The organism is Peribacillus sp. Bi96, from assembly GCF_918698115.1.
Taxonomy (GTDB): Bacteria; Bacillota; Bacilli; order Bacillales; family DSM-1321; genus Peribacillus.
Window position 1 is genome coordinate 78,260 of record NZ_CAKKLV010000005.1, and the last position, 19,228, is coordinate 97,487.

General features: G+C 40.6%; 16 protein-coding genes and 1 pseudogene. 10 read left to right on the forward strand and 7 right to left on the reverse strand.

Annotation, left to right across the window (positions count from 1 at the left end; genetic code table 11):
* Positions 1-9: 9 nt before the first annotated feature.
* Positions 10-1,740 (reverse strand): phospho-sugar mutase, encoded by a 1,731-nt coding sequence (locus LQ203_RS08550; RefSeq protein ID WP_230157418.1) that lies wholly within the window; start codon positions 1,738-1,740, stop codon positions 10-12.
* Between the two features lie 148 nt (positions 1,741-1,888).
* Entirely contained in the window at positions 1,889-3,436 is a 1,548-nt protein-coding gene (locus tag LQ203_RS08555) for a bifunctional GNAT family N-acetyltransferase/carbon-nitrogen hydrolase family protein (RefSeq protein WP_230157204.1), read from the reverse strand.
* A 202-nt stretch (positions 3,437-3,638) separates the two neighbouring features.
* On the opposite strand from LQ203_RS08555, the pseudogene LQ203_RS08560 reads away from it, so the two are divergent.
* Positions 3,639-4,074, forward strand: a pseudogene (locus LQ203_RS08560) (disulfide oxidoreductase).
* Positions 4,074-4,544 (forward strand): thioredoxin family protein, encoded by a 471-nt coding sequence (locus LQ203_RS08565; RefSeq protein WP_230157205.1) that lies wholly within the window; start codon positions 4,074-4,076, stop codon positions 4,542-4,544. Before LQ203_RS08560 ends, LQ203_RS08565 begins: the two are co-directional and overlap by 1 nt.
* A 69-nt stretch (positions 4,545-4,613) precedes the next feature.
* Here LQ203_RS08565 and LQ203_RS08570 read toward each other — a convergent pair whose 3' ends face one another.
* On the reverse strand, positions 4,614-5,033 hold the full coding sequence (locus tag LQ203_RS08570; protein ID WP_230157206.1) for a DUF5365 family protein: 420 nt from the start codon (positions 5,031-5,033) through the stop codon (positions 4,614-4,616).
* Between the two features lie 231 nt (positions 5,034-5,264).
* Between LQ203_RS08570 and LQ203_RS08575 the strand changes: the two genes are divergently transcribed.
* Positions 5,265-6,179, forward strand: a complete 915-nt coding sequence (locus LQ203_RS08575; protein ID WP_230157208.1) for an RluA family pseudouridine synthase — start codon at positions 5,265-5,267, stop codon at positions 6,177-6,179.
* 210 nt (positions 6,180-6,389) lie between these two features.
* Here the strand turns inward: LQ203_RS08575 and LQ203_RS08580 are convergent, their stop codons facing one another.
* Together LQ203_RS08580 and LQ203_RS08585 are read right to left on the reverse strand one after the other, a co-directional pair.
* Positions 6,390-6,644, reverse strand: coding sequence for a GlsB/YeaQ/YmgE family stress response membrane protein (locus tag LQ203_RS08580; protein WP_170946860.1), 255 nt, complete (start codon positions 6,642-6,644; stop codon positions 6,390-6,392).
* Positions 6,645-7,104: 460 nt separating this feature from the next.
* Positions 7,105-7,935: an aldo/keto reductase gene (locus tag LQ203_RS08585; RefSeq protein ID WP_230157210.1), complete on the reverse strand. Its 831-nt coding sequence runs from the start codon at positions 7,933-7,935 to the stop codon at positions 7,105-7,107.
* A 376-nt stretch (positions 7,936-8,311) separates the two neighbouring features.
* Here LQ203_RS08585 and LQ203_RS08590 point away from each other — a divergent pair, with 376 nt between their 5' ends.
* The 6 genes from LQ203_RS08590 to ald all read left to right on the forward strand — a co-directional run bounded on the left by LQ203_RS08590 (position 8,312) and on the right by ald (position 14,774).
* Positions 8,312-9,310 (forward strand): inorganic phosphate transporter, encoded by a 999-nt coding sequence (locus LQ203_RS08590; RefSeq protein WP_230157212.1) that lies wholly within the window; start codon positions 8,312-8,314, stop codon positions 9,308-9,310.
* Positions 9,311-9,548: 238 nt separating this feature from the next.
* Positions 9,549-10,169: a DUF47 domain-containing protein gene (locus LQ203_RS08595; RefSeq protein ID WP_053344716.1), complete on the forward strand. Its 621-nt coding sequence runs from the start codon at positions 9,549-9,551 to the stop codon at positions 10,167-10,169.
* Between the two features lie 15 nt (positions 10,170-10,184).
* A complete protein-coding gene (locus tag LQ203_RS08600; RefSeq protein WP_230157214.1) occupies positions 10,185-11,183 on the forward strand; it encodes an inorganic phosphate transporter in 999 nt (332 codons plus the stop codon).
* A gap of 131 nt (positions 11,184-11,314) precedes the next feature.
* Positions 11,315-12,571, forward strand: a complete 1,257-nt coding sequence (locus tag LQ203_RS08605) for a helix-turn-helix domain-containing protein (RefSeq protein WP_230157216.1) — start codon at positions 11,315-11,317, stop codon at positions 12,569-12,571.
* 49 nt (positions 12,572-12,620) lie between these two features.
* Positions 12,621-13,442: an EcsC family protein gene (locus tag LQ203_RS08610; protein WP_230157420.1), complete on the forward strand. Its 822-nt coding sequence runs from the start codon at positions 12,621-12,623 to the stop codon at positions 13,440-13,442.
* A gap of 198 nt (positions 13,443-13,640) precedes the next feature.
* Positions 13,641-14,774, forward strand: a complete 1,134-nt coding sequence (gene ald, locus LQ203_RS08615) for an alanine dehydrogenase (RefSeq protein WP_061461855.1) — start codon at positions 13,641-13,643, stop codon at positions 14,772-14,774.
* Positions 14,775-15,082: 308 nt separating this feature from the next.
* On the opposite strand, the gene LQ203_RS08620 is transcribed toward ald, so the two are convergent.
* The gene (locus LQ203_RS08620; RefSeq protein WP_230157217.1) at positions 15,083-16,450 is read right to left on the reverse strand and encodes an FAD-linked oxidase C-terminal domain-containing protein; all 1,368 of its coding nucleotides are present in this window, start codon (positions 16,448-16,450) and stop codon (positions 15,083-15,085) included.
* 87 nt (positions 16,451-16,537) lie between these two features.
* Entirely contained in the window at positions 16,538-17,344 is an 807-nt protein-coding gene (gene proC, locus LQ203_RS08625) for a pyrroline-5-carboxylate reductase (RefSeq protein WP_230157218.1), read from the reverse strand.
* Positions 17,345-17,630: 286 nt separating this feature from the next.
* Here proC and LQ203_RS08630 point away from each other — a divergent pair, with 286 nt between their 5' ends.
* The gene (locus LQ203_RS08630; RefSeq protein ID WP_230157219.1) at positions 17,631-19,196 is read left to right on the forward strand and encodes an MDR family MFS transporter; all 1,566 of its coding nucleotides are present in this window, start codon (positions 17,631-17,633) and stop codon (positions 19,194-19,196) included.
* The last annotated feature ends 32 nt before the right edge of the window (positions 19,197-19,228 follow it).

The window sequence follows — 19,228 nt, forward strand, 5'->3', positions numbered from 1 at the left end:
TTCAAACATTTAAACTAATGCTTCGATCTTACCCATGAAATCAGCCATGACTTCAGCTAACTTTGACTCAGCTTCTGGCATTGATTTACCTTGGACACCGAAATAGAATTTAATTTTCGGTTCAGTGCCTGAGGGACGAAGGCATACCCATGTACCGTCTTCAAGGAAATACTTCAATACGTTTGATTTCGGAAGCTCGATCGATTCTTCATCATTTGAAGGTAATGAACGCTTTATACTGCTCAGATAATCTTCCTCAATAACCACCTGGGTGCCGGCAATTTGAGCAGGCGGATTTTGACGGAATTGATTCAATATACCAGAAATCTGTTTTGCTCCCTCTTTGCCCTTTAACGTCAATGAACGCAAACCTTCCAGGTAAAATCCGTATTTTTCAAACACATTCAATAACCCTTCATAAAGTGTCAATCCCTGCTTTTTATAATAAGCACAGACCTCTACAGCTAGCACTGCCGCTTGAATGGCATCTTTATCACGGGCAAAGTCCTTAATTAGATAACCGTAGCTTTCTTCATACCCGAACAAAAAGCTGTGTTCTCCGCTTTCATTATACTGATTTATTTTCTCGGCTATGAATTTAAACCCGGTCAGAACATCCACCGTTTGCAAGCCATAGGATTCCGCAATCGTCCGCCCGATTTCTGAGGTGACAATTGTTTTTAAGACGACTCCATTTTGGGGAATTGTCCCCTTTTCTCTTTTCTGTGCCAGTAAATAATCGAGGAATAGGGCACCTGTTTGATTTCCTGTCAGGATAACATATTGGCCCATCTCGTTTTTCACGGCTATCCCCAGCCGATCGGCATCTGGGTCCGTTGCAATCAATAAGTCCGCTTCCACTTTGTTTCCAAGCTCGATCGCCATTTCAAATGCAGCTGGTTCCTCAGGATTCGGAGACTTGACTGTTGAAAAATCTGGATCTGGCATCTCCTGCTCCTTAACGATATGCAGGTTTTGGTAACCTAAACTTTGCAGTGCCCGTCTTACTGATTTATTTGCCGTGCCATGAAGTGGCGTAAAAACGATTGACACATCTATTTCCTCTGCAAGCTGTGGATTCTCGGGAACTGTAAGCAACTCTTGATTATACGCTGCATCTAATTCCTCGCCAATCATTTCAATGAGGCCCTTCCCTATAAGACTTTCTGCTTCTTCAACCTGAATTTCAAGCTCACTTTCAATGGCATTCACGTAGCCGATCACTTGATCCGCAGCCTCAGGTGGCAATTGTGCCCCATCAGGTCCATAAACCTTGTAACCATTATATTCAGGCGGATTGTGGCTTGCCGTGATGACGATTCCAGCAAATGCATTCAGTTCGCGAACGGCAAATGATAATTCGGGAGTAGGCCGCAATTCATCGAATAAATAAGCCTTCACCCCAAATGTTGCTAAGGTTTTAGCTGCTTCGAGTGCAAATTCCGGTGACTTATATCTCGAATCATAAGCAATCACAGCCCCTCTTCCCTTTGCCTCTTCCCCAAACGATGAGATATATTGGGCCAAACCAACCGTGGCTTTCCTTACTGTATAAAGATTCATCCGGTTCGTTCCCGCTCCGATTTCCCCACGCATACCGCCTGTACCAAATTCTAAATTCTTATAAAAGGCATCTTCGAGTTTTGCTTCATCCTGCTGCATCTCCTCGAGGAGGACACGTAATTCCTCATTTAAATTCTGGTATCCTGCCCATGTGGTGTATAAAGATTTCCATTCCATCTCCATTATCTCCTCCCAAATGCCTTATTTTAGTCGTTATGTATCTACCTATACAAAATTATCACATTTTTTCCAATAAATGAAGTAAGAGCTCATAATGAAAAGGACAGCATTAAGCATTGCTTCTCATCACGAGCTCTCTATCTCTTTATTTTCCGCCTTTTTGATAATGCAGCTTATAAATATCGTGGCGTCGATCTTTCAATTGCCTTACTGTACCGGACTGTCTTTCTCGTCGTAAGATTTCCAAATCAACATCGCCAATCAGAACCATCTCAAGATTCGGGCTCGTTTCCCCTACTATGCCGTCACGCGCAAATTCGAAATCGGATGGGGCAAAAATCCCTGATTGAGCATATTGGATATCCATATTTTCCGTTTGCGGCAGATTCCCGACAGTTCCGGAAATGACCGTATAAATTTGATTTTCCACTGCACGGGCCTGGGCACAATAACGAACGCGCAAGTAGCCTTGCCGATCTTCTGTACAAAATGGAGTGAATATGATTTTGGCCCCCATGTCGGTTGCAATCCGGGCGAGTTCCGGAAACTCAATATCATAACAAATTTGTATGGCGATCTTCCCACAGTCCGTATCAAAAACGCGAACGCGATCACCTGCGTTGATTCCCCACCATTTTCTTTCATTCGGTGTGATATGAATCTTATATTGTTTTTCAATCGTCCCGTCGCGACGGAATAAATAAGCGATGTTATAGATATTGTCATCGTCTTCTTTAACGAAATGGGAACCACCGATGATATTGATGTTATACCTTACTGCTAAAGTGGTGAACAATTCAATGTATTGCTCCGTGAAATCGGACAGTTTCCTAACAGCCAAGCTTGGTGATCTTTCATTTAAGAAAGACATCAGCTGGGTCGTGAACAATTCCGGGAATACGGCGAAATCGGCATTGGCATCCGAAGCCACGTCGGTGAAATACTCGACTTGGTTCGCGAAGTCTTCGAATGAATCGATTTTACGCAGCATGTATTGCACGACGCAGATTCTTACAGGTTCAGATGTTTTATAATAACGTTTTGTTTTCGCCTGATAATCGACGTTATTCCACTCCATGAGCGTAGCATACTTATTGGATTGCAAATCATCCGGCAAGTAATTCGGATTGATTCTCATGAGCGTGAAGCCATTTAAAAGCTGGAACGAAAGTACCGGGTCATATATTTTATGCAATTGCACTTCTTTCACATATTCCCTAGGTAATAGTTCCTCCGCATGTTTATGGTAATTGGGAATCCTGCCGCCGATAATGATACTTTTCAAATTCAATTGGGCAACAAGTTCTTTCCTTGAATCATATAGTCTTTGACCGATTTTCATCCTGCGGAATTTAGGATGGACCATGACCTCGATGCCATATAAATTATAACCGTCCGGATTATGATTCGTAATGTATCCATTATCCGTTACATCGTCCCATGTATGGCGATCATCATATTCGTCAAAATTAATAATGAGGCTGGAACATGAGCCAATCACTTTTCCATCATATTCAGCTACGAATTGACCTTCCGGAAAAATTGCCAGGTGGCTCTCAAGCTGATTTCGTTTCCAAGGCACCATTCCAGGAAAGCAACTCGATTGCAAAGCAATTATTTCATCTATGTCTCCCAGCTTCATATTGCGTATTTCCATAATTTTTTCATATTTATGCAGGTCCAAATTAGGCATTTTCCTCAGACTCCTTTAATCTCTTCCATAAGAATTATACCCCTTATTTAAAAATTAAAACAACTCAACCTACCCAAGGATTTCAAAATTGCGTAGCTAAAATCCATACTGAATGTCCTCGAAAAAGAATATATATTTTACAGACCCCATCCATACATACTATACTTTTCATGAGAGCAAAAAGAGATGGGGAAGAGGAACCATGAACAAGACTATACGCAATGGGGAAAACTTATTATTTGTGGCCTTGGCTGCTCCATCATTGCTATGTTTGGAAGCTTATATTTCTCTGAAATTAAGCAAAATGAACCGTTTGCGCTCTGTTGGTATCAGCGTATCATCATATATCCTTTTACAATCATTTTAGGAATTGCAATCATTCGAAAAGATCATTGGATTTGCTTGTATACCATGATAGTAACAGCCATCGGTGCATTTATTCCCACGTATCGTTATTTTGTGCAAAAGGTTTCATTCTTTCCCGACCACACCCTTGCATGCGGAAGGGTTCCATGTATAGGACAATATATTGACGTGTTTGGTTTCATTACCATCCCGTTCTAGCCTTGACTGCATTCGTCATTATTTTCATATGCAGTTACATCGTATGGACAAGACCCAAGGAGGTTGCAGCTTAATGAAGAAAATGGCTATTTTTTTAGTGATAATCGTCGCCCTTTTTGTCCTGCTGGGCGTTTTTACAAACATGAAAAAAGAAGAAAAATCAAAAGGAAATCCATACGGCAAGGATAAACTTAAACCCGCTACTGTCGATCAGCTGGATGACCCTAATTATCAAAACTTGATCCTTCCTGTAGAGTTGGAGCAGGACCTCCAAGATAGTAAAGACGTGACCGTTTATTTCTATAGTCCTACGAATTCAATCAGTCAAAAAACCACTCCAGTCGTGGCACCTTTGGCAGAGAAATTGGGTATTGATCTTGTGCAATTCAACCTTTTGGAGTTTGAACAAGGATGGAGCGATTATGGCATCAAAAAAACCCCGACCATCGTACACTATAAGAATGGACAAGAACAAGAACGGATCGATGGCTATAATGATGAGGAAACCTTCGAGAAATGGTTCGAGGACAACGATATTAATTAAGGATGGATAAAAATGAGCCGGCCCTAACGGAAATGCTTCTCCCGTTATAGCCGGCTCATTTTTTTTGCCTTATACTAAATATTGATTCGCTACCTGGATATCCATCATCTGCACATCTTTACTCGCTTCATGGCTTATACATGAAAAATGGTCATAATAAAAAGGGAAAAAGATTCCGTATTCATTCAATAGTGCAATGTTATGCTGGAACAATTCTTCAGAATCAGATTCCATCATTAAAGAATCTTCTCTCTTCTGTTTGTCTAATATAGACATGAGGACTTGAAGGCACGTCATTACTTGAAATGCGTCTCGTAATGTTGCTAAATAGGTAAAGGAACTTTGATTGGGCTCCAAAACGCCGATTTCGCGAAAATGAAGGATTTCACTTTCCGTAAAGTACTTTGGAAATACAGATTCATAGAAACGAGCAACGAGACTCGCTATTTCTTGCTCTTGTTCTTCCGTTGAAGAAAAGACCGTCTTCACTAAAAAAACCACCTTTTTCAGATCCATTAGACCTATCTTGTTATATGTATATACTAGGACAAGCGATTTCTTTCCCTATAGAATAACATAAAAATTGTAAAAAACATGTGGTAATTTCCACCACGAAATTATTGACAATAGGACCAAGGTTTCTTTTTTAGATTTTATCCTTAATTATTATATATTTTTTTCCTTTACACACAATCAAACAGGCCGAAAGTAGGAATTAAAATGGAATATTTCAATATAACAAACCAACATTTATTAATAGAAGTTCTGCAAAGCTGGAATGGGTTATCCTTGGAAAAACTTTTTAGGGAGCGGTGGAAAGCCCCTAAGAAGTTGGTGCATGAGTGGAGAATGAGTAAAGAATTGATGTTGAACGGCAATTCCGTCCCATGGTCAACTGTCCTTACTGAAGGAGATACGATCAGCATCCCCTTACTTGATGATGCTGAAAAAGAAAACGTTAAAGCTGCAGACTTAGGAATTTCCATCTTATATGAAGATGATGTGTTGTTGGTAGCCAATAAACCGGCAGGAATGGATACGCACCCTTCACAACCCGGTGACGCAAATTCCCTCATCAATGGAGTGGCATACCATCTTCAACACACCGGCCAGACTTGTATGATAAAGCATATTCATAGGCTGGATAAAGATACCACAGGTGCAGTCCTTTTTGCTAAAAACCGCCTCATTGGGTCCATTCTGGATAGAATGTTAGAGGAAAGGGAAATCAAACGGACATATCTTGCTTTAGTAGAAGGAATCATTAAAAACGATCAAGGCGAAATCAAAGAAAAAATAGGCCGTGACCGCCACCATGCTACAAGGCGGAGAGTTTCTCCTACAGGCCAGACAGCAGTCACCCATTATCGGGTTCTCAATCGTGATTCCAAGAAAAACTTGACATTCGTCAGCTGCACCTTGGAAAGTGGCCGAACCCACCAGATCCGGGTGCATTTCAGTCACTTGCAACACCCTTTGGCAGGAGATACCCTATATGGCGGAAGGCGGACATTTCCACGTCAAGCCCTGCATGCACGGAAAATCGAATTCACCCACCCCATTTCCGAACAAAAAATGACTATAGAAGCTCCATTTATCGATAGCCCTGAAATATTCAATGTTCACCTATTATAAAGTCATAAAAAAAAGAACACCGTTCCCTTACGGAGCGGTGTTCTTTTAATTTCTTCCTTATATATGAAATACAATTGTCCCCATATCTCGATTTCCTTTGGATTTCCTATCGGACGTTTTATCTCCACGAAGGTCGGATTTCACTCCAAATAGCATAAGGATATGAACAAAAAAAATAGCTGGCCTCTTCGGCCAGCTTTATTTTTGTAGTTATGATGCTTTTCTCATGCCTTTTAAGATAAGGCTTAAGATGAAGACAAATACGATTGCCCCAATCAATGCTGGAATAATAGCGAAATCCGCTACTGAAGGTCCCCAGTTCCCAAGAATTAATGAACCTAACCATGCACCAACAAAACCTGCGATAATGTTACCGATAATTCCAAATGGTACATCACGCCCAACGATCATACCTGCTAACCAACCAATGATACCTCCGATAATTAATGACCATAAAAATCCCATAATATATTTCCTCCTTCAAATTTAGTTATAATTTTTTCACCTGCAACAGCAGACAACAAGAAATTTCATCACTTCCATCCAGTCATGCCTTTTCAGTTCTTTAACGTTAATTCAAATGGTATGATGCCGTTATCCAATTCAATGGGTAGAGTTAGCTAGCTATAGCCCCTGAGGAACTAATTGGACACTCCTCAATGTGTTAGTGTGTTTTTCTTTTTGTTTGCCGCTGTACTCATTATTTTCCCCGTTTTAATAATCTAAAACCTATTTTTTTTTATAAATATTTGACAGCAAAAAAAGGATTATTAGACATATGAAACGGGTATACCATATGCTTAACTTTGTCACATAGTTAGTATAAGCATTAACTGTCGCAAATATGTTCTTATAGGTAAAAGAAAAAGGATGCCCCTTGGGACACCCTTCCTAACTTATTTTTATATTCGTACAGGACGCACTTTTAGAACAAAAGTTCATCGGGATTGCTTCCGAAACGTTCATTTTTGTTCAAGGCATCTATTTGATTCATTTCATTTAGGCTCAAAGAAAAGTCAAAGACCTCTGCATTCTCCTCGATACGTGACGGCGTAATCGATTTAGGTATAACCACGATATCATGTTGCAGATGCCATCTAATTAATACTTGTGCGGAACTCTTCCCATGCTTCTTCGCTATATGATTAATCGTTGGTTCCTCCAGTAGGTTCCCCCTGCCTAGTGGACTCCATGCTTCTACCTTGATTTCATGTTTTGCACAGTATTCACGAATTTCCACTTGAGTCAAAAGTGGATGCAATTCGATTTGATTGACGACTGGTTTGACTTCACATTTCGCAAGTAAATTTTCCAAATGATGAACATGGAAATTACTTACACCGATTGATTTCACTTTTCCATCCTTATAAAGCTTTTCTAACGCTTTCCAGGTTTCCAGGTATTTGTCTTTTCCTGGCCAGTGGATTAAGTATAAATCCAAATACTCCAAGCCAAGACGTTTTAAACTAGCATCAAATGCCTGTAGCGTCGATTCGTATCCTTGCTCTGTATTCCACACTTTAGAAGTAATGAACAATTCATCACGAGGGACTCCGCACTCAGAAATCGCCTGTCCTACTCCCTCTTCATTTTCATAAATGGCAGCTGTATCAATAGCGCGGTATCCTACTTCGATTGCTTTCTTGACAGATTCAACCGTTTCATTGCCGTTCTTCACTTTGAAAACACCGAAACCCAGCTGTGGCATTTGAACTCCGTTATGTAAAGTGATCGTTTCCCCAATATTTGAAATCATTGTCATTCCCCCTTACTTTTATTTACCAATTATACATCTCCCCTCCTTCTATTTCTAACCATAAGCCTCGGAATATTGAGGGGCACTAAACTGAAAATAATCCCGTTTTATCAGATTTCCCTCCCTTAAATTCTTCACCAAATTAATTAATTTGTAAAAAAATGACGAAACATCTATCCTTATTGATATGAAATTCGTTACAATTATATAGTCCGTTTTAAAACAAGGAAAAAAGAAGGTGCCATCTTTAAAGAATAATCAAACATAAAACTCCCATTCTAAATGGTGAGGAGTTGCAAAACTGCCCAACGCCCATTCAATGGTCACAATCCAACTTTACTTTTTACATACTTGAAATTAAGGGAGTCTTCTATGTATGAACAGCATATTCATCTTAACCGCGCTAATTATTATTTTTGCTTTGGTCTTTGACTTTATCAATGGGTTCCATGATACGGCCAATGCCATAGCAACAGCCGTATCAACCAAGGCGCTTAAACCACGTCATGCAATCATCTTGGCTGCGGTCATGAATTTATTAGGAGCGCTGACATTTACCGGTGTAGCGCACACCATTACAAAGGATATCGTTGATCCTTTCACATTAACCAATGGAACTTATGTAATTATGGCTGCTCTGCTTTCAGCAATAACGTGGAATTTAGTCACCTGGTATTTTGGAATTCCAAGCAGTTCATCCCATGCAATCATTGGTTCGATAGCAGGAGCGGCCATTGTCGCTAGTGGATTTGATGCAATTAAATGGAGTGGTTTCACTAAAATTATCCAAGCATTGATTCTATCTCCTATCCTTGCCTTTTCGCTTGGATTCATTGTATATAGTATCTTCAAGGTGATTTTCAAAAATAATAATTTAGGAAAGACCAACAAACGATTCAGGAGAATACAAATTCTCACGGCTGCCATCCAGTCCTATACACATGGTACGAATGATGCGCAAAAATCCATGGGTATCATCACTATGGCTTTAATCGCTAACGGATATGCCTCTAACTCCGAGGTACCTTTCTGGGTACAATTATCCTGTGCAATTGCCATGGCGCTTGGTACATCCATCGGTGGTTGGAAGATCATTAAAACCGTCGGTGGTAAAATCATGAAAATACGTCCCGTTAACGGGGTTGCTGCGGATGTGACTGGTGCAGCCATCATTTTCGGTGCTACCTTCCTGCATATGCCTGTCAGTACGACACATGTCATTTCTTCATCCATACTTGGTGTGGGTTCTGCACACCGGATTAAAGGGGTAAAATGGGGAACTGCTAAAAGCATGTTGATTACTTGGTTCATAACCTTGCCGATTTCCGCATCATTGGCAGGAATAATTTATTATTTAATTGCTTTATTTTTATAGCACCTTCAGCCTTTTCGTATCGGAAAGGCTTTTTTTTTTGCAAATTCTGCTTTGAAAGTGTAACTGTTTCCCATTTTTTACTTATCCTTGTTTTGGTTTGTAAAGTTTTATTAAGATTTTGTAAATTTTCGTCGAAAAACCTTCCCTGTTCCTACATGAATTCGTTACAATCAATTTGTTAATACTAAGCGTACGACTAAAGTGCGTAAATTTGCATGACTAATTGGGAGGCTTTAACATGGCTTTTAAATCAAAAAAAGACAAATTCGCAGTAATGCTTTTCAACATCGCTCAAAATCTTAAAGAGGGTGCTGACTATTTCGCGGATTATAAATTGAAAAACATCTCCGATCTTAAGGTATTTTCAGATACCATGAAAGATTATGAGCATAAAGGCGATTCAATGGTTCATAACGTGATTAAAGAGCTGAACAATGCCTTCATCACTCCTATCGAACGCGAGGATATCCTTGAATTAACCATGAGAATGGATGATGTCATTGACGGTTTAGAACACTGTGCCGCATTATTCGAAATGTACTCCATTGTCAATGCAGATGAGTATATGCTTAAGTTTGTGGATGCCATCAAAGAGTGTACGTATGAAATTGAAATAGCTGTCGATACACTATCCACAAAAAAATTACCAATGATTCGTGAAAATGCAATCAAAATTAAAGATCTTGAATCAGTTTGCGACGGAATTCAACGTCAATCGATCAAAAACTTATTTACTGTTGAAAAAGATCCAATCAGGATCATTCAATATAAAGAAATATATGAAAGCCTTGAAGAGATAGCCGATCACTGTCAAGCAGTGGCCAATACACTTGAAACAATCATAATGAAAAACGCCTAAGGAGTACCCCAATAAATGGATACTTTATTAATTTTAACAATATTAATCGTTTTCTTTGCTTTAGCATTTGACTTTATCAATGGTTTCCATGATACAGCCAATGCAATAGCGACTGCTGTTTCAACAAAGGCCATGAAGCCTCGTCATGCCATCATCATGGCTGCCATCATGAATTTCGTCGGAGCTATGACATTTACAGGCGTAGCGAAGACCATCACGAAGGATATAGTGGATCCGTTCACGCTTCCGAATGGTTCATATGTAATCTTGGCTGCTCTTCTTGCAGCGATCATATGGAACCTTCTTACCTGGTATTACGGAATCCCAAGCAGTTCCTCCCACGCATTGATCGGTTCGATTGCAGGTGCCGCTATCGCTGCAGCAGGCTTCGCCGGCATTAAATGGGAAGGTTTCATGAAAATTCTTCAAGCTTTGATTTTCTCCCCGCTAATTGCGTTTGCAATCGGGTTTATCGTTTACAGCATCTTTAAAGTAGTCTTTAAAAACAATAACTTGACTAAAACAAACCAGAAATTCCGTACGATACAGATTGCTACAGCAGCACTTCAATCGTATACCCACGGAACGAATGACGCTCAAAAAGCGATGGGTATCATCACGATGGCACTTATTGCAAATGGTTATGCATCAAATTCCGATATCCCCTTCTGGGTTCAATTTTCCTGTGCAGTAGCAATGGGACTTGGAACTTCCGTAGGTGGATGGAAAATCATTAAAACCGTTGGCGGCAAAATCATGAAGATCCGTCCGGTCAATGGTGTTGCAGCGGATTTAACTGGCGCCTTCATCATCTTCGGCGCGACCGTAATACACATGCCAGTCAGTACAACCCATGTCATTTCTTCTTCAATCCTAGGAGTTGGATCGGCCCATCGTGTCAAGGGCGTAAAATGGGGAACGGCAAAAAGAATGATCATCACTTGGTTCATTACCATTCCGATTTCGGCAACATTAGCAGGTTTGATTTATCTTTTGATTAATTTAATATTCTAAAATAAAAAATCCCTTCCTATTTCAATCGGACGGGATTTTCTGTTTTAACAATGGATTTATCTATGCTTATTCAAAGAAAATCGTTTAAAATTCAAGGAGAAGGAATTTTTTTAGCGAGGGGTAAAATGAATATGAAGGAATTCGAAAAAAATAGAGATATTTTTAAAGACCTTTATGGAGATATGATGGAGTTTGCCGATAGAATCAGTTCTGTTTTAGGTTGCCCCATTACAATCGAGGACGGTAACCATCGCTTACTTGCTTATAGCACACACGATGATACTACGGATCAGGCTCGTATCATGACCATTATCGGAAGACGTGTCCCTGAAAAGGTCATCAACAGTTTATGGAAAGATGGCTTCATCCCCGCTTTATTGAAAGAAGATGCCCCCATTAAAATCGGGGCCATCAATGATGTCGGTCTCGGTAACAGGGCTGCGGTTTCCATTCGAAAAAATAATGAAGTCCTTGGATTCATTTGGGCTTTGGAAGTAAATGAACCTTTCTCCGAAGAAGATATGAAATTTCTGCAATTCGCTGCCAAGGAGGCCAAAAATCAGTTGCAGCAATTGCAATTGAAAAAGCAAAGGAAAGAAGCAGGTCATCAAGAGTTCCTTTGGCGTATGTTGACCGGTCACTACCAAGAGGAATCTGAAATAATTGAAAATTTCACGAAATTCTCCATCCATGTTCCCGTGGTTTTTTCTATATTGGTATTCGAATTTCCTAAAGAAATCAATCGCGAAGTGGAGCGCTATATTTCATATATGTTAACGACTACTCAAAAGATAAACAGTTCTTTATTTGCCATTGACCATAATAAGCTCATTCTTTTCGCAGGAGCCAATCAGGAAAACAGCCCTTCTTTCACTTCATCGATTTATGATTTCATCCCCTTCTTCATCCTGGAGATGAAACGGCGTTTCGGTGTTGAGCATATCCTTGGAACGGCTGGCAATATGTATAAAAACTTACTAGATGTTAAATCAAGCTACGAAGAAGCCCAATACACCCTAAAAATGAAAAATATTTTCCCTGATGACATGAAACTCATTTTACATTATGAAGAACTTGGCATGTTTCAAATGATTGAAGCACTCGCAAGCAACAAACAACGCCGAGTTCATCCTTCCATCCTTAAGCTAAAAGCATACGACATGAAAAACCAAACAGAATTGCTGCAAACACTCACTGTTTATCTAGAAAAAGATTGCAACCCAAATGAAGCTTCAAGAAATCTTCATATCCATGTGAATACATTGAATTACCGTTTAAAAAGGATCTCAGAAGTGGGAAATATCCGGTTAAAGGACCCGATTCAAAAAATATCCCTCTTTCTTAATATTAAACTGAATCAATATGATGAATTTTCCAAGAAAAATTAATGATTTATTTCCTGGGATGGAATACTAGGTGTGTGGAAAGGTTGATCAAATGATACTTGAAACTAAAGAAGAACTTGAGAAGGAATTAAAAATCATCGAAAAATGGGAGAAGGATCAGAAAGGGCTATGGTTTTGGGAACGAATTGGGCGACTCCCCTTTAAGCTATTGGACAAGTTGACACCGGACTTCGTTCAGAAAAAATTGGGTGTCATGCTAGATGAATTAGGCAGCTATATTCAGACGGGCGGAAAATATTTAACGAAAGAAGCCCATATTCTAAGTCTGCTGGAGGCCAAGAATCCCGAGTTCAATATTACAAGCTTAGAAGATGTTTCAAGTCTACCGCTCCAAATTATGGATAGCGTAAGTCAGGATATTAAAAATTCAGGCAGTAAGTTGGCTACGGTTCAAGGTGCCACTACCGGTATAGGCGGAATTTTCACCTTAGCCATCGACATCCCCCTTCTTCTCGGAATGTCGATCAAAACCCTTCAGGATATCGCCATCACGTATGGATTCGATCCCCGTGACCGCGAAGAGCGTATTTTCATCGTCAAATGTCTGCAATTCACCACATCGGATATTGTCGGAAAAAAAGCCCTATTAAATGAATTGTCGAAAATGAACCTGCCTGAGTCTGAATCAAAAAGGGAAATTGCATCCGAACTGCAAGGATGGCGAGAGGTCGTTTATACATACCGTGATCAGTTTGGCTGGAAAAAACTTTTGCAAATGGTGCCCGTTGCGGGAATGATTTTTGGCGCTATTACCAATCGTTCCATGATTGCCGATATGGCCGAAACGGGAATCATGCTTTATAAAAAAAGGCGGATTTTAGAACGCATTCATGAACCGAGTCCAAATAATTAAAAATCCAGTGTTATGATTTCTAACATTATTGATATGAATCCAGGTCATTATCCCTGCAAGTCTATGTTTATTGAAACTGCGTTTGTGGAATTCCACAAATACACCTTTTTCATTTTTCTGATTTCCACATACTAACTATTTCTTTTTCCAACTATACTTGTGATACAAATAGTAAAACATATTATTGGAGGGATTAAGATGAGAATAGGAATTCCAAAAGAGATTAAAAACAATGAAAACCGTGTAGCGATCACTCCAGCTGGGGTTGTAGCATTAGTCAATGCGGGACATGAAGTGTTAATCGAAATGAATGCAGGTCTAGGAAGCAGTTTTACAAATGAATCATATCAAGAGGCTGGTGCTGTTATAGTCGAGGACGCTGCTAGCGTTTGGTCAAGCACAGAAATGATCATGAAAGTAAAAGAACCTATCTCATCTGAATATAAATATTTCCGTAAAGATTTGATTCTTTTCACATATTTGCATCTTGCAGCTGAACCGGCTCTTGCACAGGCACTAAAAGAAAGCGGTGTCTTGGCCATTGCTTATGAAACGGTTGCAGTAAACCGTACACTTCCTTTATTGACACCAATGAGTGAAGTGGCAGGACGCATGGCTGCACAAATCGGTGCTCAGTTCCTTGAAAAAAATAACGGTGGTAAAGGAATTCTATTAAGCGGAGTTCCTGGAGTAAAACGTGGTAAAGTCGCTGTCGTCGGCGGAGGTATGGTCGGAACGAATGCAGCTAAAATCGCAATTGGATTAGGCGCAGATGTTACGATACTTGACTTAAGCCCTGACCGCCTTCGTCAACTTGATGATATTTTCGGAAATGAGCTGACTACACTCATTTCAAATCCTTATAATATCGCTGAAGCAGTCAAAGATGCTGATTTAGTAATCGGTGCTGTATTGATTCCAGGTGCTAAAGCTCCTAAGCTCGTTACTGAAGAAATGGTTAAATCAATGTCTCCAGGTTCAGTCATTGTCGATGTTGCAATCGACCAAGGCGGTATCTTTGAAACAGTTGACCACATAACAACACATGATAATCCTACTTATGTAAAACACGGAGTAGTGCATTACGCAGTGGCCAATATGCCAGGAGCAGTGCCTCAAACTTCTACAGTAGCCTTAACGAACGTAACAGTACCTTTCGCACTGCAAATCGCAAACAAAGGTGCCATTAAAGCAATCCTTGAAAACGATGCCCTTGCAAAAGGCGTCAATGTGGCGAACGGAGAAATCACATTCGAAGCAGTTGCAACAGACCTAGGCTACAACTACGTAAGTGTTGAAAATGCCTTAAATCCAAACAACATTAACGCTTAATAACAAAAAGACTTCAGACACACATCGTGTCTGAAGTCTTTTTTTGATTGGAAATCTCATGAATTTTTTGGTTGAAGGTCGGAATATCGGCTTGGAGGTCGAATTATCTCGCACATCAGTCGATTTGTCCGGATATAACACGAATTAAAGACGAAAATCATTTTAAGACGATTATATGTTTAAATTACATGATGCAATTGGCGTTTTTGACTTACCCCCTATAACACAATGTTATAGGGGGCAAGTCTGCCCTTTCACCAATTGATCGTCATTCATTGTTTGAAGTTATTACGCAAACATCAATTCTTTTAATCTATGAAAATTTTCCCGGGATTCATTATTCCTTTCGGGTCCAGTGCGTGTTTGATCGTTTTCATCACATCGTACGCTGCTCCATGCTCCCTTCGCTGATACTTCGATTTTCCAAGGCCGACCCCGTGTTCCCCTGTACATGTACCACCTTTCGTTAATGCATATTCAACGATTTCTTCATTTATCCTCTTCGCTTCTTTAACTTCTTCAGGGTTTTTCAGATCGATCATGAACAATACATGATAATTCCCATCACCTACATGCCCTACAATCGCTCCCTCCACTTTGGAGTGCTCGACTTTCTTCCTTGTTTCCAATATGGCATCCGACAATTCATGAAGTGGTACACTTACGTCGGTCACCATCAGCTTTTTACCCGGGGCACTGTGAATGAAAGCATATGCGAGATTATGGCGGGCCTCCCACAGAGCATTGCGTGCTTTTGAATCCGTTTCAAACTGGATATCCTCGCAGCCAAAATCACTCACGATTTCCTTAGCGAATTTGACGTCCTGCTCTAGTCCGGCGAAATTCCCATGAAACTCAAGGAATAAAGTAGGTTTGACATCATAGGATTTTTCCATGAATTGATTAACTTTTTTTATGGACTCGGCATCAACCAATTCAATTCGTGCAATTGGGATGCCAGCAAGCATTATACCATTGACCGCAGATACTGCCTGCTCGACTGTTGGGAAAGAGGCTCTCCCTGCCATTGTGACTTCAGGGATTCCATATACCTTTAAAGTCAGTTCAGTAAATACACCAAGCGTACCTTCCGAGCCGACAAACAAACCATTCAAATGAATGCCCGAAGATGATTTTGTCGCTAAACTTCCGGTATGGATCACTTCACCGTTCGCTAGAACCACTTCCAAATCCCTGACTTGATCGCGCATTATCCCATATTTGACCGAGGTCGTCCCACTTGCATTTGTAGCTGCCATCCCGCCCAAAGTCGCATCGGCCCCAGGATCCACGGAAAAGAACAGACCGTATTTTTTCAATTCTTTATTAAGGTGTGTCCTTGTCACACCTGGCTGTACCTTCACTAAAAAATCATGTTCCCTGATTTCCAAAACTTGATTCATCAAGGACAAATCCAGGGAAATCCCGCCTTTGACAGGAACGACATGCCCTTCTAAACTTGATCCCAACCCAAAAGGAATGACCGGTATTTCATATTCATTCGCATAACGCATGACTGCACTCACTTCTGTAGTATTTCTTGGGTATATGACCATATCTGGTAGGTGCGGTGTATGATACGATTCATCATGGCTGTGCTGCTCCAATAATGTTTCATTCACCGTTACTTGATCTTCCGTCAGTATCTTCCTTAATTCCTCTATATAACTATTCATTCTGCATCCCCCTCTTTTTTTCACAAAACATTCTGATAATAGTTAGTAAAAAAGGAGACTGCCCACATGTAGGCAATCCATTCTTCTTTACTTACCGAACCCTTTCGTTTTATCCGTGCAGGCCTTCATTGCTTGTAAAATGCTGGACCTAAGCTGACTCTCTTCCAACGAAGCTACCGCAGATATCGTTGAACCACCCGGCGTACAAACATCATCCTTTAAGGCTGCTGGATGTCTTTCGGTTTCAAGCACCATTTTAGCCGCTCCCATAACAGCCTGCGCTGCCATTCTGTAAGCTTGCTTTCGTGGAATGCCATCACGGACCCCTCCATCAGCAAGCGCTTCGATGAACATGTATACATAAGCAGGTGACGAACCGCTTATAGCCGGTACAGCGTCCATCAAATCTTCTTGCAAGATTTCCGTTTTCCCGAAACTATTCAGCAGTGCCTTCACACCTGCTAGATCAGCATCTGTAATTTCATCGTTCAGGCTTATAGCCGTCATGCCTTCTCCGACAAGGGAAGGCGTGTTTGGCATCGTCCTGACAACCTTCACTTTTTTTCCGATATTGTTCTCCACTTGAGATAAAGTGATCCCAGCCGCCATTGTAATGATTACTGTGTCTTCTTTCACATATTCCTTCACTTCTTCAAGCACTTGTTTATGCATGCCAGGTTGAATTCCTAGAAAGAGAAAATCGGCAAAACCGGCAACCTCTTTATTATCCAAAGAACCTTTAACCTTATATTTCGTGGTGATCTTAGTTTTAGTTTCCATACTTGCTGTACTGACCATGATTCCATCAGGTGAAATGACTTCTGCAAGCAACATGCCCTCAAGCATCGCCTCGCCCATTTTACCGCAACCTATAAACCCGATTTTTTTATTCATATCTAACACTTCCAATCATAAGTTCATCTATACTCCTTCTTATTATATCGAATTTGGTAAGTCGACACACGCTGAGAGATTCTTCAGGAAGGATTTAGTGAATTCTAATCGAATTAATAAAGATGATATGGGGGCAAATCTGCAACTTTCCATAGAAATCACTCCTTCATGCAATGGATTTTTCAAACAAAAAAAAGCATTGACTTAATGGTCACTTCAGCATTATAATTTTGACCTATTGGTCACAACCAAATAAGGAATAAAGTTCAAGGAATGGAGAAATGGTATGCAAATGGAGAAAAGAGCAGTTAATACTAAGCTTGTCATAACTGGATTGATCATTGGAATGTTTTTCAGTTCATTGGAACAGACGATCGTCGGAACGGCCATGCCGACTATTATCGGGGAATTGAATGGATTTACCATCTTCGCATGGGTAACGACTGCCTATTTAATAGCCTCTACGACTGTTGTACCGATCGTTGGAAAGCTATCTGATTTATATGGCAGACGTTCCCTTTATCTGATTGGCACGATCATTTTTACGATTGGTTCGTTTTTATGTGCCACTGCCACTTCTATGGAGCAGTTAATCATCTATAGGGGTCTGCAAGGAATCGGCGGCGGGATGATCATGCCACTATCCCAAACGATTATAGGAGATATATTCTCTGCGGAACAAAGAGCCAAATGGCAAGGTGTATTCGGAGCCCTTTTTGGTTTAAGTTCTGTCATTGGTCCTTTTCTGGGTGGCCTGATCGTTGACCATATCAGCTGGCATTGGATCTTTCTGATCAATGTACCGACAGGCTTATTATCTGCCATTTTGATTTATGTCGGGCTGAAACATGAAGGCATTCGAAAATCAGAGAAAGTGAATATCGATTATCTTGGTATTTTCACCTTGATTCCTGGTATTGTCCTGTTATTATTGGGCTTAACATTCGGTGGTGATAAGTTCGAATGGAAATCACTTGAATCTCTCTTGATTTTCGGCAGCACCCTCGTCTTCATTGCCCTATTTATTATTTTTGAAAGAAAAGCAGTTGAACCGATCCTTGATTTATCCCTCTTTAAAAATAGAGTTTTTGCCACCACGAATATTTTGGGATTCTTGCTGGGCCTTGGCATGTTCGGGGCAATCATGTTCGTCCCACTGTTCATGCAAGGCGTACTGGGAGTTTCACCGACAAAAGCGGGATCGACCATGACTCCGATGATGATCGGTATGATTCTTTCCAGCGTCATTGGCGGGCGGTTACTGTTGAAATTCCGGTTTCGTACCGTGCTTACCTTTGGAATGGCCTTTGCGACGCTCGGCTTCTTCCTAATGAGTACGATGGACGATAGTACGACTATTTTCACAGCTTACTCATTCATGGCCATCCTTGGGATCGGAATGGGTCTTGTCATGCCAACATTGATGATTGCCGTTCAAAATGAATTTCCAAAATCACAGCTCGGGTCTGTTACAGCGGCTTCGACCTTCTTCCGGTCGATAGGAGGAACGATGGGCATCACGATATTGAATGCTGTCATGAATCATAATCTACAACAAAATATGGATGATGCGGTCGTAAGCCAAAAGAACCCTATATTGCATGAGGCACTGAAAGCGTTAGCCGATAAAACGGATGCGTTATTCAACATCATGCTTTTTCCTGAAAACCTTAAAATGCCGGCAGAGGTCAGCAATGTCCTTTTAAAATCAATTGAAAATGCTTGGATCCATGCATTTTCCAGTGTGTTTGTCACAGGTATCTTTTTTGTTGCCGCAGGAATATTAGTGGCACTATCCGTGGGCTCCGGCAGAATCAAAAGAGAGCAAGAAACGGAAAAAGAATTAGGTTAAAAACAAGCTCGGGACCGGCTGAATATATCAGC